Origin of the sequence: Rhodobacter sp. NTK016B, assembly GCF_017303295.1 — a bacterium.
Lineage (GTDB): Bacteria > Pseudomonadota > Alphaproteobacteria > Rhodobacterales > Rhodobacteraceae > Pararhodobacter.
The window spans coordinates 151,108-164,269 of sequence record NZ_JAFKOK010000011.1; the positions used below are offsets into that span (position 1 = coordinate 151,108).

The 13,162-nt window shown below is 64.5% G+C and carries 12 protein-coding genes and 1 pseudogene; 12 read left to right on the forward strand and 1 reads right to left on the reverse strand.

What is annotated here, in order from left to right; genetic code table 11:
- Nucleotides 1-12: 12 nt before the first annotated feature.
- The 12 genes from JI664_RS15570 to JI664_RS15625 all read left to right on the forward strand — a co-directional run bounded on the left by JI664_RS15570 (nt 13) and on the right by JI664_RS15625 (nt 11,222).
- Nucleotides 13-741: an ABC transporter ATP-binding protein gene (locus JI664_RS15570; RefSeq protein WP_207014681.1), complete on the forward strand. Its 729-nt coding sequence runs from the start codon at nt 13-15 to the stop codon at nt 739-741.
- Nucleotides 734-1,438 (forward strand): ABC transporter ATP-binding protein, encoded by a 705-nt coding sequence (locus tag JI664_RS15575; protein WP_207014682.1) that lies wholly within the window; start codon nt 734-736, stop codon nt 1,436-1,438. The genes JI664_RS15570 and JI664_RS15575 overlap by 8 nt, the downstream gene beginning before the upstream one ends.
- Before the next feature lie 3 nt (nt 1,439-1,441).
- Nucleotides 1,442-2,305, forward strand: coding sequence for a branched-chain amino acid ABC transporter permease (locus JI664_RS15580; protein ID WP_207014683.1), 864 nt, complete (start codon nt 1,442-1,444; stop codon nt 2,303-2,305).
- Nucleotides 2,302-3,318: a branched-chain amino acid ABC transporter permease gene (locus tag JI664_RS15585; protein WP_207014684.1), complete on the forward strand. Its 1,017-nt coding sequence runs from the start codon at nt 2,302-2,304 to the stop codon at nt 3,316-3,318. Before JI664_RS15580 ends, JI664_RS15585 begins: the two co-directional genes overlap by 4 nt.
- A gap of 1 nt (nt 3,319) precedes the next feature.
- On the forward strand, nt 3,320-4,252 hold the full coding sequence (locus JI664_RS15590; protein ID WP_207014685.1) for a 3-keto-5-aminohexanoate cleavage protein: 933 nt from the start codon (nt 3,320-3,322) through the stop codon (nt 4,250-4,252).
- A gap of 86 nt (nt 4,253-4,338) precedes the next feature.
- Nucleotides 4,339-5,328, forward strand: coding sequence for a TRAP transporter substrate-binding protein (locus JI664_RS15595; protein WP_207014686.1), 990 nt, complete (start codon nt 4,339-4,341; stop codon nt 5,326-5,328).
- 62 nt (nt 5,329-5,390) lie between these two features.
- Nucleotides 5,391-5,882 carry a TRAP transporter small permease gene (locus tag JI664_RS15600; protein ID WP_207014687.1) on the forward strand — a complete coding sequence of 164 codons (492 nt, stop codon included), beginning with the start codon at nt 5,391-5,393 and terminating at the stop codon, nt 5,880-5,882.
- Nucleotides 5,879-7,177, forward strand: coding sequence for a TRAP transporter large permease (locus JI664_RS15605; protein WP_207014688.1), 1,299 nt, complete (start codon nt 5,879-5,881; stop codon nt 7,175-7,177). The genes JI664_RS15600 and JI664_RS15605 overlap by 4 nt, the downstream gene beginning before the upstream one ends.
- Entirely contained in the window at nt 7,177-8,121 is a 945-nt protein-coding gene (locus JI664_RS15610) for a D-2-hydroxyacid dehydrogenase (protein WP_207014689.1), read from the forward strand. The genes JI664_RS15605 and JI664_RS15610 overlap by 1 nt, the downstream gene beginning before the upstream one ends.
- Before the next feature lie 3 nt (nt 8,122-8,124).
- Nucleotides 8,125-9,288: a M24 family metallopeptidase gene (locus tag JI664_RS15615; protein WP_207014690.1), complete on the forward strand. Its 1,164-nt coding sequence runs from the start codon at nt 8,125-8,127 to the stop codon at nt 9,286-9,288.
- Nucleotides 9,289-9,301: 13 nt separating this feature from the next.
- Nucleotides 9,302-10,267, forward strand: a complete 966-nt coding sequence (locus tag JI664_RS15620) for an amidohydrolase family protein (RefSeq protein WP_207014691.1) — start codon at nt 9,302-9,304, stop codon at nt 10,265-10,267.
- Nucleotides 10,268-10,292: 25 nt separating this feature from the next.
- Nucleotides 10,293-11,222 carry an alpha/beta hydrolase gene (locus tag JI664_RS15625; protein WP_207014692.1) on the forward strand — a complete coding sequence of 310 codons (930 nt, stop codon included), beginning with the start codon at nt 10,293-10,295 and terminating at the stop codon, nt 11,220-11,222.
- Between the two features lie 885 nt (nt 11,223-12,107).
- Here the strand turns inward: JI664_RS15625 and JI664_RS24060 are convergent.
- Nucleotides 12,108-12,733, reverse strand: a pseudogene (locus JI664_RS24060) (hypothetical protein); the annotation flags it as partial.
- Nucleotides 12,734-13,162 lie beyond the last annotated feature (429 nt).

Below are 13,162 nucleotides of genomic sequence, written 5' to 3' on the forward strand. Positions count from 1 at the left end.
GCAGGAGAGACGATGTCTGCGATCCTCGAACTTCAGGGCGTGAAGAAGGCCTTTGGCGCCGTCGTGGTGGCGGACGACCAATCGTGGTCGCTGCAGCCCGGCGAGGCGCTGGGGGTGCTGGGCCCAAACGGCGCCGGCAAGACCTCGATGTTCAACCTTGTGACCGGGACGCTTTCCACGGATGCGGGCACGATCCGGCTGGACGGGCAGGACATCACCGGCTGGTCGGCGGCGAAGCGTTGCCGCGCCGGGATCGCCCGCAGCTTTCAGGTGCCCCAGCCCTTCGCGCATATGACCGTGTTCGAGAATGCCTATGTCGCGGCGACGCAGGGGGCGGGTCTGTCCGGCCGCGCGGCCGAGGCGCATTGCCTCGATGTGCTGGATCGCACCGGCCTTGTTGCCAAGTCGAACGTTCAGGCGGGCGGGCTGACGCTTCTGGAACGCAAGCGGCTGGAACTGAGCAGGGCGCTCTGTGCGAAGCCGCGGGTAATCCTGCTCGACGAGATCGCCGGCGGGCTGACGGAAAACGAATGCCAATCCCTGATCCAGACAATCCGCGACGTGCATGCGACCGGCGTGTCCATCGTCTGGATCGAGCATGTCGTGCACGCCCTTCTCGCCGTGGTCAGCCGCCTGATGGTGATCGATTTCGGCCGCAAGATTGCCGAGGGCGAGCCGCAGGCGATCATGCAATCGCGCGAGGTCAAGGAAATCTATCTGGGGATCGAAGCCGATGCCTGACGCTCTGCTGACCCTTGAGGCGCTGAACGCGCATTACGGCGACTTTCAGGCGCTGTACGGCGTGAACCTGAAGGTCGAGCCCGGCGAGGTGGTGGCCGTCATCGGCGCGAATGGCGCGGGCAAGACCAGCATGCTGCGCTCGGTCGCGGGCCTTTTGCGAAACGCGCCCGGGGCGATCCGCTGGAAGGGGCAGGCCATCGGCGCTCTGCGCGCCGATCAGGTCGCGGCGATGGGGATCGCGCTGGTGCCCGAGGGACGGCTTCTGTTCTCGTCCCTCAGTGTCGAAGAGAACCTGATCATCGGCGGGCAGCTCGGCCGCAAGGGTCCGTGGTCGCTGGAACGGGTCTATGCGCTGTTCCCGATCCTGAAGGAACGTCGCAACCAGCAATCGACGTCGTTGTCCGGGGGGCAGCAGCAGATGGTCGCCATCGGCCGGGCGCTGATGTCGAACCCCGACCTGGTCCTGATGGACGAGATCAGCCTCGGCCTCGCCCCGGTCATCATCCGCCAGATCTACGAGGCCCTGCCGGGCATCGTCGGCGAGGGGCTGACGGCGGTGATCGTCGAGCAGGATATCGCCAAGGCGCTGTCGGTCTCGCAGCGGGTCTATTGCCTGCAGGAGGGAAGGGTCTCGCTGGAAGGCCAGTCGCAAACCGTACCGCGCGAGGACATCACCCGCGCCTATTTCGGAGTCTGACGCATGGACTGGCTCAACGCCATCGTTCAGGGGACGCTGCTGGGCGGGCTTTACGCCCTGTTCGCGGCGGGGCTGTCCCTGATCTTCGGGGTGATGCGCCTCGTGAATATCGCCCATGGCGATCTCATCGTCCTGTCTGCCTATGTCGCGCTCAGTTTCAGTGTGAGCCTTGGGCTGAACCCGCTGCTGGCGCTCGTGCTGGTCGTGCCGACGATGGCGCTGGTCGGCTATGCGCTGCAACGGCTGATCCTGAACCGCACCATGGGCGAGGACATTCTGCCGCCGCTTCTGGTGACCTTCGGTCTGTCGGTGATCCTGCAGAACGTGCTGCTGATGGGCTATTCCGCTGATCCGCAGAACCTGCAGGCGGGCGCGATCGAAACCGCCTCGGTCAGTCTTGGCCCGCTTGCCGTGGGGGTAATGCCGGTGATGGTCTTCGTCACGGCCGTGGTGGTGATTGCCGCGTTGCAATGGATGTTCTACCGCACCGCGCTGGGTCGGGCATTCCGGGCGACTTCGGACCGACAGGACGTGGCGCAGCTGATGGGGCTGAACCGGGCGCATGTCTTTGGTCTGGCCATGGCGCTGTCGCTGGCAGTCACCGCGCTGGCGGGCGTGTTCCTCGGCATCCGCACGGCCTTCGATCCGGCAGCGGGCGGGACCCGGCTGATTTTCGGCTTCGAGGCGGTGATCATCGGGGGGCTGGGCAACCTTTGGGGGACACTGGCCGGCGGGGTGATCCTCGGCGTTGCGCAGACGCTGGGCGCCAAGATCGACCCTGGCTACCAGATCCTCGCCGGTCACATCGCCTTCCTGATCATTCTTGCCCTGCGTCCGCGCGGCCTGTTTCCGAGGATCGACGCATGAGCCTTTCAGTCACGCGCCGCACCCGTCTGTCGACCGCCTGGCTGTTCGTGCTGGTGCCGATCGTCATCCTCCTGATCGCTGCGCCGTGGTGGGCAGGCCGGGCCGACCTGCGGCTGATGGGCGAGATCGCGCTCTACATGTCGCTCGCTGTACTGTGGAACCTGCTTGCGGGCTATGCGGGCCTCGTGTCTGTGGGGCAGCAGGCCTATGTCGGCTTCGGCGGCTACCTGTTCTTTGCGCTGACCATGCTGGCCGGGCTGCATCCGTTTGCCGCGCTGCCCTTGGTAGTGCTGGCCGGTTTCGTGATCTCGGCGCCGGTCGCGGTGCTGATCTTCCGACTGCGCGGCGCCTATTTCGCCATCGGTACCTGGGTTGTGGCCGAGGTGTTCCGGCTGTCCTTTGCCCAGATATCCAGCCTCGGCGGCGGCTCGGGCACGTCGCTTTCGCCCAGCATCGTCCGGTCGCTGGCCGATGGTCGCGACGCGCGCGAAGCCGTGGCGTGGTGGCTGGCGCTTGGGGCGGGGATGCTGGTGATCGGTGCGGTGGTGTGGCTTTTGCGCTCGCGCCAAGGGGTCGCGCTGACGGCGATCCGCGACAACGAACTCGCGGCGCGCTCGCTGGGGATCGACATCTGGCGCACCAAGTTCACCGTCTATGTCGTGGTCTCGGGCCTGACGGCACTGATCGGCGCGCTGATCTTTCTGCAAAAGCTGCGCATCTCGCCCGATGCCGCCTTCAGCGCCAATGACTGGACTGCCTTTGTCATCTTCATCGTCGTGATCGGCGGGATCGGCACGCTGGAAGGTCCGATTCTGGGCACGCTGGTGTTCTTCGCCCTGCGCGAGACGCTGGCCGATCTCGGCACGCTCTACCTGATCGCGCTCGGAGTCGTCGCCATCGTCATCATGCTTTTCGCGCCACGCGGTCTCTGGGGGTTTCTGCGTGACCGCTGGGGCGTTGAACTTTTCCCGCTCAGCCGTCGTGTGAGCGGCCTTGCCAAGAAGGAGGCCTGACATGGCCCGCAAACCCAAGACCATCATCACCTGCGCCCTGACCGGGGCGATCCATACGCCCACCATGTCGGACGCCCTGCCTTACACCTATGACCAGATCGCCGAGCAGGCGATCGCCGCGGCCGAGGCCGGGGCCGCGATCCTGCATCTGCACGCGCGCAACCCCGAAACCGGCGCGCCTTCGATCAACCCCGACGATTTCGCGCCCTTCCTCGCGCGGATCAAGCAGGCGACGAATGCGGTGGTGAACATCTCGACCGGCGGCTCGCTGACCGCGTCGATCCAGGAGCGGATCGCGCCCGCGAAGACCTTCTCGCCCGAGATGTGCTCGATGAATATGGGGTCGCTGAACTTCAGCTTCCACGGTCTTGCCGCGCGCTACAGCGAGTGGAAATTCGACTGGGAGAAGGATTACGTCGAGGGCTCGGAAGGCAATATTTTCCGCAACACGTTCCGGGACATCAAGGAAGCGGCCCAGACGCTGGCGCCGCACGCGATCAAGTTCGAGCACGAGATCTACGATGTGGGCCATCTCTACAACCTGAAATTCATGATGGATCAGGGGCATTTCAAGGCGCCGATCTTCTTGCAATTCGTACTGGGGATCCTTGGGGGGATCGGCGCGGATGTGGAGAACCTCGTGTTCCTGAAGCGCACCGCCGACAAGCTGTTCGGCGATCAGTACCGCTGGTCGGTTCTGGCGGCGGGGGCGGCGCAGATCCCGATGGCGGTGACGGCCAGCCAGATGGGCGGGCATGTGCGCGTCGGTCTGGAGGACAGCCTGTTCATCTCGCGCGGGGCACTGGCGGAATCGAATGCGCAGCAGGTCGCCAAGATCCGCCGTCTGGTCGAAGAGCTCGGCCATGACATCGCCACGCCCGATGAGGCGCGCGAGATCCTCGCGCTGAAAGGCGGCGATCAGGTCGCGTTCTGACACGCGGCTTGCAGCGAGTGACAGGGCGACCGGCGGCACGATCGGCGGCGCCACAACCAGACCATGTCAAACAGGGGAGTGACGACATGAGACTGATGACAATGACGCTGGCCGCAATTGCGGCGCTATCGACGGGATGGAGCGGCATGGCCTCGGCCGAGACCTTGCGCGTTTCCAGCTTCCTGCCGCCCAACCATACTTTCAACCGCGCGATCGAGGCCTGGGGCGAAGAGCTGAGCGCCGCCACTAATGGCGAGTTGCAGGTCGAGATCTTCCCGGCCGGGCAGCTTGGGCCGCCGCCGCGGCAGTTCGACCTCGTGCGGTCGGGCGGGGCGGATATCGCCATCATCCTGCATGGCGCGACGCCGGGTCGTTTCCCTATGACCGAACTCGCGGGCCTGCCGCTGACCCACCCGTCGGCGGGTCTCGACAGCGCGATCACGTCGCGCCGCCTGACCGAACTTGCGCCGGATTACCTCGCGGCGGAACACGAAGGGACGCATATCCTATGGATGGCGGTCACGCCGCCCTTGAAGATCCATCTGACAACGGTCGACCCCTCGGATCTGTCGAACCTGAGCGGGCTGCGCATCCGCTACGCCGGTTCGGTCTGGCAGCAGATCATCGAGGCGATGGGTGCTTCGCCGGTGCCGGTGCCGCCGGCGGAATCGGCCGACGCGATGAGCCGTGGCATCGTCGACGGGGCCTCGTTCCCGTTCGAGGCCGCGCAGGCCTTCGACCTTGCGCCGGTCACGCAGTACTCGATGGAGCCGGGCCTTGCATCGGCTACGTTCGCGCTGGTGATGGGGGATGCGGCCTATGACCGCCTGACACCCGAACAGCAAGCCGCCATCGACGCGACCACCGGCCCCGACCGCGCGGAATGGTACGGCGCGCGCTGGGACGAAGGTGAGACCGCCGGGCGCCAGTACATGGTCGATGCCGGTGTGAACATCGTCACGCTGTCGGACGAACAGATCGGCAGCCTGACCGAAGCCTTCTCGGGGATCGTGTCGCAGGCGGTAGAAACCGTCGGCGGCCAGGCGCAGGCCTTCGTCGACGCCTATACCGAGTAAGAGGGTAGCGGCCCGCTCAGGCGCGGGCGGGCCGCTATTCCCTATCCTTCGAGGAATATCGAATGAATACCCCGTCCGACCCCCGGCCCCGTTCCCGCGTAAGCCAGCTGTTCTTGTGGATCGCCTCGGTCGCGTTGGTGCTGATGATGCTGGTGGTGACCTGCGACGTCATCCTGCGCGCCGTCTTCAACACGCCGGTGCAGGGCGCCTATGACGCGGTGTCGATCCTGCTGCTGGTGATGGTCGCCTTCGGCTTCGCACCCGTGCTGGCCAATCGGGGCGAGATCGTCATCGACCTGCTGGACGCGGTCATCGGCCGCCGTTCGGTCCGTCTGCTGGCGTCGATCGCGGCGGTGATGACGATGGCAGTCATGCTGTTCTTCGCTTGGTCCGCTATCGATCCGGCCCGCAACGCGTGGCGCTATGGTGACCGCTCATTAGAGCTGGGCATCCCGCAATGGGCGATGTGGGGGGTGCTCGCTGTGGGCGTTCTGGGCATCCTCTGGGCCGCCTTGGTGCAGGTTGTGTCCTATTGGCGGGAGGGGTCGGAATGAGCGCCTTTGCCCTCGGCCTTTCGGGCATCGGCGTGATGTTCGTCATGCTGTTCCTGCGCCAGCCTGTCTGGCTGGCGCTGGCGATCACAGGGATCGTCGGGAACATTCTTCTGAACAGTCTTGGCATGGCGCAATACGTGGCGGGGACGGTGTTCTTCGACACAGCGTCCAATTACAATCTCTCTGTCATCCCGCTTTTCGTGCTGATGGGCGAGGTCGCGTCCAATTCCCGCATGTCGGCCGAATTGTTCCGCGCCGCCCGCGTCATGCTGTCGGGCGTTCGTGGCGGGCTGGCAGTGGCGTCGCTCGCGGCCTCGGGCGCTTTCGGCGCAATCTGCGGCTCGTCGGTGGCAACGGCCGCTTCGATGACCCGCATCGCCCTGCCGGAAATGCGCAAAGCGGGCTATGATGACGGCTTCGCCTCTGGTTCCATCGCGGCAGGAGGATCGCTGGGCATCCTGATCCCGCCCTCGATCATCCTTGTGATCTATGGCTCTATCGCCGAGCAATCGGTGGCCCGCCTTTTCGCCGCCGCTTTGTTCCCCGGCATCGTCCTGATGCTGATCTATATCGCGGTGGCCCTGATCGTCGCGCGCCGCGACGGCTCGACCCCGCGCGAGGCAGCGGCGTCCCTGATGGAGCGGTTGCTTGCGCTGCGCCATGCCTGGCAATTCGTGCTGCTGTTCGGCCTCACCATCGGCGGGATCTATGCCGGTTTTTTCAGCCCGAACGAGGCCGCCAGCATCGGTGCCTTCGGGGCGATCGTGCTGGGAACGCTGCGCCGTTCGCTCAGCCTGCAAGGCTTGGTGAAAGCGGTGCAGACCTCGGTCATCGTCAGTTGCGCGCTGTTCATGATCATCCTCGGCGCGACGCTGTTTTCCCAGTTCATCGTCCAGACCCGGCTGCCCGTCACCTTGCTGGCGCTGGCGCAGGACGCCAACCTGTCGCCCGTGCTGGTAATGGCGCTGATCATCGTGATCTACATCGTCATGGGCTGCTTTCTGGAAGGGATCGGTATGGTGCTGATCACCGTTCCCGTCTTCCTGCCCGTACTGACCGGCTATGGCTTCGACCCGATCCTGTTCGGCGTGCTGGTGGCGATCCTCGTCGAGCTGGGGCTGATCACACCGCCCGTCGGCATGAACCTGTTCATCATCCGCGCGCAGGTGCCCGACATGCCTATGGCCGCGCTTTACCGGGGCATCACGCCCTTCCTGATCGCGCCGCTGATCCTGATCATGCTGATCCTCGCCTTTCCGCCCCTGACCCTCTGGCTGCCTGAGGTCCTGTATTGATGAAACCCAAGGTTCTGATCTTCGACAGCGAGGCGCCGTTCTACGCGCGCGAACTGTCTGCGCGGCTGCCGCAGGCCGAGTATCTCGCCACCAATGACCCGGACGAGGCTGTCATGATGGCGCCCGGTGCCAAGGTGATCATTGGCCTCGCCCCTTTCATCCCGGTCCCGGCGATTGCCGCCGCGACGGGGCTCGACTGGGTGCAGGCGCTGACCACCGGCATCGACAACCTGCTGACAAATCCCGATCTGAAGGGCGTGGCGCTGACCAATTGCAGCGGCATTCACGGGCCGCAGATGTCAGAACTCGCGATCCTGTCGATGATGGCGCTGGCCCGCGATTTTCCGGCCATTCTGGCAAACCAGAACGCGGGTTTGTGGGACCGGCGCAAGCAGTCGCTGCTGATGGGCAAGACGTTGTGCATCATCGGACTCGGCGCGATTGCCGAGACCTTGGCGCGGGTGGCGCGACCCTTCGGCATGCAGATCACCGGCGTTTCGGATGGCCGGGCCGAGGTGCCGGGCTTCGACCGTATTCACCGCCGCGCCGATCTGCCCCGCGCCATGGCCGAGGCCGATTTCACTGTGGTGCTGGTGCCTTATGGCCCTGCCACCCACCATATCGTTGGCCCCGAGGCCATCGGCGCGATGAAGCCCGGCGGATACCTCGTGAACCTCTCGCGCGGGGGCTGCGTCGACGAGGACGCGCTATTGGCCGCCCTGACCGAGGGGCGGATCGGTGGCGCGTCGCTGGATGTTTTCGCACAGGAACCGCTGCCCAAGGAAAGCCCGTTCTGGCACGCGCCCCGCTGCATCGTCACGCCGCATATCGGCGGCTTTTCCGACACCTACCACGAACAGGCCCTGCCGGTCGTCGAGGCGCGCATGTCCGAGTATCTCTCGGGCGGGGTGGCCGCGCTGACGAATCGTCTGGACCGGGAGTAACCCATGCAGACCAATTCGCCGATCTCCGACGCCGAAATGGAGCGCCGCTGGGCCATCGCCCGCCGCGTCATGGCCGAACTTGGCCTTGATGCACTGGTGATGCAGGCGCGCGAGGACTGGATCGGCGGCTATGTCCGCTGGTTCACCGATGTGCCGGCCAACAACGGCTATCCGCGCACCGTGGTGTTTTTTGCCGACCGCCCGATGAGTGTCATCGAGATGGGCGCCTTCGGCACTGACCGCGCGCCCGAGGCTGGTGATCCCGCCTGGCGCGGGGTAGGGCGGGTGCTGGGCACACCGTCGTTCCATTCGATCGTCTATACGGTGGACTACGACACCGCGCTGTTGCTGGATGCGCTGAAAGGCTGCAAGCGCATTGGCGCGCTGGTGCCGTCAGCCATGCCCTACGGTATGATCAAAGCGCTGTCGGAAGGCTTCGATCTGGTCGACGCGACGGAGACGCTCGACCCGTTGAAAGCGGTGAAGAGCCTCGAGGAAATCGCCCTCATCCGCCAGATCGCGCATCTGCAGGATCAGGTTTTTGTCGAGGTCTGTGACTTCATCCGTCCCGGAGTCACTGACCGTGACGTGTCAAGCCATGCCGAAGCTGTGGGCCGCAGGCTGGGTTCGGATCAGGGCATCACGCTGGGTCTGTCCGCGCCCGTCGGGCAATCGAGTCGGTTCCTGAACCGCCCGTTCCAGACGCGTGAGATGCAGAAGGGCGATCACCGCGCCATCCTGATCGAGATCAACGGCCCGGGCGGTCTGTATCTGGAAATCGCACGGACGATGGTTCTGGGCCGTGCCGACGATCACCTTCTGTCGACCTTCGCGCTGATGAAGGAGGCACAGGATCACACGCTGTCGTTGATGAAACCCGGTGCCAGACCGGCCGAGATCGCCGCCGCCCATGATGACTGGATGCTGGCGCGGGGCCTTCCGGCCGAGACCCGGCTCTATGCCCATGGTCAGGGCTGCGAAATGGTCGAGCGTCCACTGATCCGCCGCGACGAAACGATGCCACTGGCCGAGGGCATGTGCATTGCCGTGCATCCCGGTTTCGACGATGGCCGCGTCTTCGCGGTGATCTGCGACAATTACCTGATCGCCGCGCAAGGGGCCTCGGATTGCCTGCACGCGACCGAGAAGAAGATCTTCGAACTCTGAAGGAGTCTGACCCATGACCCATACCCCCAAGATTGCTCTGGAAGAGCATTTCATGCACCCGGACTTCTTCGAGTATTTCGGAAAGACGGCTGGGAACATCTCGCCCTCGCTGTTCGGCAAGGCGCGTGAGGCGCTTTTGGACTTCGGCGACCGGCGGCTTGAGTCGATGGACGTGATCGGCGTCGAGAAATCAATCCTGTCGCTGGCCGGTCCCGGCGTTCAGGCCGAGAAAACTGTCGCGACCGCGACGAAGAAAGCGCGTCAGGTCAATGATTTCCTTGCCGAAGAAATGGCCCGGCGCCCCGACCGCTACGGCGGTTTCGCCCATCTCGCCGTGCAGGACCCGAAGGCCGCCGCCGATGAGCTGGAACGCTGCGTGCGCGATCTGGGCATGCAGGGTGCGATGATCAACGGGCAGACCGGCGGTACCTATCTGGACGATGACCGCTACGCGCCCTTGTGGGAACGGGTCAGCGATCTGGGCGTGCCGATCTACATCCACCCCAACAACCCGCCCGAACAGGTGGCGATGTACCATGACCATCCCGAGCTTTGGGGGCCGGTCTGGTCATGGACCGTAGAAACCGCAACCCATGCGCTGCGGCTGGTCTTCGCCGGTACTTTCGACCGCTTCCCAAACGCCAAGCTGATCCTCGGTCATATGGGCGAGACGCTGCCCTATCTGCTGTGGCGGCTGGATAGCCGCTGGGAGATCTCGAATCGGGGCGCGATGTCTCTGGCGATGGCGCCGTCGGCCTATTTCCAGCGCAATGTCTGGGCCACGACCTCGGGCGTCTGCGCGGATGCGCCTTTGCGCTGTGCGCTCGATACGTTGGGCAGCGACCGCGTGATGTTCGCCGTCGATTATCCGTTCGAGACCCCGGACGAGGCCGGCGACTGGATCGAGGCGGCGCCGATCTCGGACGCAGAGCGTCTTGCCGTCTGCAAGGGGAACGCGGCGGCGCTTCTGAAGCTGTAAGGCTTTTCATTCAGGGAGGATGAATATGAAACGGATTGTACTGGCGGCGGCCCTCGGGCTGTCGGCGCCCATGGCGCAGGCGCAGATCACCAACACGCCGGATATTGCGGCGGCCCTGCCCGGGCTGGGGGTGGAACTGTCGCGCGAGATGGTCGGCGGCACGATGCAGCTCTACGGTCCGCTGCACGCGGCAGAGACGAATGACGGCCTGAATGTCACGGACGATCAGGCGTATGGCGAGCACGAGCGTCAGCGTCTCGATGTCTACGCGCCGGACGCCGCCGAGGGCCTGCCGGTGCTGCTGTTCGTCCATGGCGGCGGCTTCGTGCGCGGGGACAAGGCGGGGGCGGCAAATGTCGGCCGCTGGTTTGCGCATCATGGCGTGGTCGCCGTGACGATGAACTATCGGTATGCGCCCGAAAGCACCTTTCCCATGGGGGCGGAAGACGTGGCCGGTGCGCTGGCCTGGATCCGCGAGAACATCGCGGCTTCGGGCGGTGATCCGACCCGGATCGTCATCGCCGGAAACTCGGCCGGATCCGTGCATGTGAGCGATTATGCCTTCCGCGAGGACCTGCAGGCCGAGAATGATGGCGTGGTCGGCGCGATCCTGATCTCGATGCCGTCGGCTAACCTGTCTGACCATGACCTCGATCCGATGCGCGACCTTCTGTATTTCGGTGAAGATGGCGACCGCGCGGCGCAATCGATGCTGAATGCGCTCGATGGCCGAACGATCCCGGTCATGGTCGCTTGGGCGCAGAATGAGCCCGCGCTCATCGTCTCGCAGACCCGCCAGCTGGTCGAGGGGCTGATCGCCCGCGACGGCGCGCTGCCGGTGATGGCGACGGCGATGGGGCACAACCACATCTCGGTCGTCGAGCATATCGACACGCCGGATGAAACCCTGGCGCCCGACATGCTGGAATTCATCCAGGTCGTCGCGCAAGAGTAACCGCGCAGGCCAGCCAGACCGGAGCAGTGTCCAAAGAGACGCCACTCCGGATTTGGCCGGGCGGGTCCGGCGAGATATCCGACGCCGGATTAGGTGTCGGTGCGGGACGGTCCAGCCGTTCCCCTTTGGACAGGCGTTGGTAACAGGCCCTCCCGCTCTCGACTCCCGGGTCCGGGAGGCCACCTTTCACGTATTGTCGCCCGAGCCAGTCCAGACCTGCCTACGCAGGCGGTGCAGACCAGATCGCAGTGTCTGTGGGCTGCCTTTTGGCGCTGCTTCTCGCGCGGCCTCATCTTCCATGGGCGGACCGGCAGGGCTTGCCGAAAGAACAGAGCAGGCTGGCCTTCAATATTGTTTTTGACTGACCGACGGTTCGGTGACGCACCGATTCTGTGCAGATTGTCTCGGCCAATAACCGGTTCGAGCCGTCGCCGCCGGGGAGACCGGCTCACCTAGGCGATGAAGCCGCCGCACTGCCGCAAGTCCGCCTCGAGCCCGTTCTGACCGATGCTACGGACTACACGGATAGCTGCTTCGGGCAAAGATCCACGATGACAGTTGCAATGCCTGCTTTTCCGGCTGAGTCTCCCAAACATTCTCGCTGACGCCGATATGCCCTTCGCACAGTTGCCGATAGCCGCGCGTCGGCATGTGTATGTCTTTCAAGGGCACCAATTCCTGGACCGTTTCGCCATGGGGGCGATCGTTACCGTGACCGCTCTGGCGCTTGATGGATGGGGCTTGGGTGTTGGAGAGATCGGAACGCTCTTTGCCGTCTGCGCCGCCGTGACGATGATGGCCGAGCTGCCTTTCGGTGGGCTCGCCGATGGAGTGGGGCGCAAGCCGGTCTTTCTGATCGCGACGGTTGCGAGTCTGTCGACCCTTTTCGACCCGCTGAGTGACCGCGAACGTGCTGGTGCGGTCGATTGCCACGAAGAGATAGAGCTTGCCCTCTGCGGTCTGCGCTTCGGCATTCGCCATTGTCTCTCGGACCAATGGCGCGACAAGGCTCATTCGATGTGGGAAAATCCGATCGGGTCGCGCTTGACGCGCTGACGCTCGGGGTTGTCCGCTGCCCGGCAGGGTATTGCGCAGCAATGTCCCGAGAGGGGCCCTCGACATCCGGTAGCCGCGAGATGCCGTGCCGCTGAAGGCAGCGATGCAGCGCTGAGCGGGGCAGATGCGGGATCGAGGGCAGCAAGGCGTACAGGCAATCATCAAGCGGCAGGAGAGTGTGGCGACGGAAGCCACCACCATCGCCTCCTGGGCTTCGTTGAGAACAGGCGAGCGTGGGTCCCTCGGACCCGTCTTGCGATCCGCGACCGTCCTGCGCTTGCGCCACTTCGCAACGGTCTTCGGATTGATGCCGAGTTCCCGGCTCAGCGCCGCGGTCGAAGCTTGCGATCGCCGTCTTGCTGCTCTGACAGCCTGCGCGCCGTCTCGGCGGATTTGCCATGCAAATCGCTTGTCGGGTAACAGTACGTGGCGCTGCCATGACGAACTTGTCCCATAGTGCCTCCTTCCATTCCGTCGAATGGATCGCACCATCAAACCGTGGGATAAAACACCTAGGCTGCCAGTCTGAACCGTAATTCAGCCTGAACGCGAAATCCAGCGCTGTAGGTTGGCCGGCATCTGTAGCAGGAAAGTTGCGTGTCATCGGAAGAATCTGTGTCCGATTTCGACACAAACCCGAAAATGGGCATGTCGGTCTTGGAAAGACCTTCGGACTTGCCTGGGTGCTTGTGCCAGTTCCTCGCCATCATCGTTGCAACGGCTTGCAAATTCCTTGAAGTCGGCCGGCCCCAGCGCGTGGTAGTGCGTTGGCGCAGTTGGAGCCCGATCGCTATTGAAAGCGTCGTTTGCACCGCGACAACATGCGGGGTCCAGGGCTAAGTCGTCAGCAAAAAGGTGGTCGAATCGGTGGATTGAGAGCTGAC

Excerpts from the sequence above, each read along its gene's own strand:
- JI664_RS15600 (WP_207014687.1), top strand. The coding sequence starts at position 5,391 with ATGAATACCCCGTCCGACCCCCGGCCCCGTTCCCGCGTAAGCCAGCTG.
- JI664_RS15605 (WP_207014688.1), top strand. The coding sequence starts at position 5,879 with ATGAGCGCCTTTGCCCTCGGCCTTTCGGGCATCGGCGTGATGTTCGTC.
- JI664_RS15585 (WP_207014684.1), top strand. The coding sequence starts at position 2,302 with ATGAGCCTTTCAGTCACGCGCCGCACCCGTCTGTCGACCGCCTGGCTG.
- JI664_RS15610 (WP_207014689.1), top strand. The coding sequence starts at position 7,177 with ATGAAACCCAAGGTTCTGATCTTCGACAGCGAGGCGCCGTTCTACGCG.
- JI664_RS15620 (WP_207014691.1), top strand. The coding sequence starts at position 9,302 with ATGACCCATACCCCCAAGATTGCTCTGGAAGAGCATTTCATGCACCCG.
- JI664_RS15625 (WP_207014692.1), top strand. The coding sequence starts at position 10,293 with ATGAAACGGATTGTACTGGCGGCGGCCCTCGGGCTGTCGGCGCCCATG.
- JI664_RS15575 (WP_207014682.1), top strand. The coding sequence starts at position 734 with ATGCCTGACGCTCTGCTGACCCTTGAGGCGCTGAACGCGCATTACGGC.
- JI664_RS15595 (WP_207014686.1), top strand. The coding sequence starts at position 4,339 with ATGAGACTGATGACAATGACGCTGGCCGCAATTGCGGCGCTATCGACG.
- JI664_RS15580 (WP_207014683.1), top strand. The coding sequence starts at position 1,442 with ATGGACTGGCTCAACGCCATCGTTCAGGGGACGCTGCTGGGCGGGCTT.
- JI664_RS15615 (WP_207014690.1), top strand. The coding sequence starts at position 8,125 with ATGCAGACCAATTCGCCGATCTCCGACGCCGAAATGGAGCGCCGCTGG.
- JI664_RS15570 (WP_207014681.1), top strand. The coding sequence starts at position 13 with ATGTCTGCGATCCTCGAACTTCAGGGCGTGAAGAAGGCCTTTGGCGCC.
- JI664_RS15590 (WP_207014685.1), top strand. The coding sequence starts at position 3,320 with ATGGCCCGCAAACCCAAGACCATCATCACCTGCGCCCTGACCGGGGCG.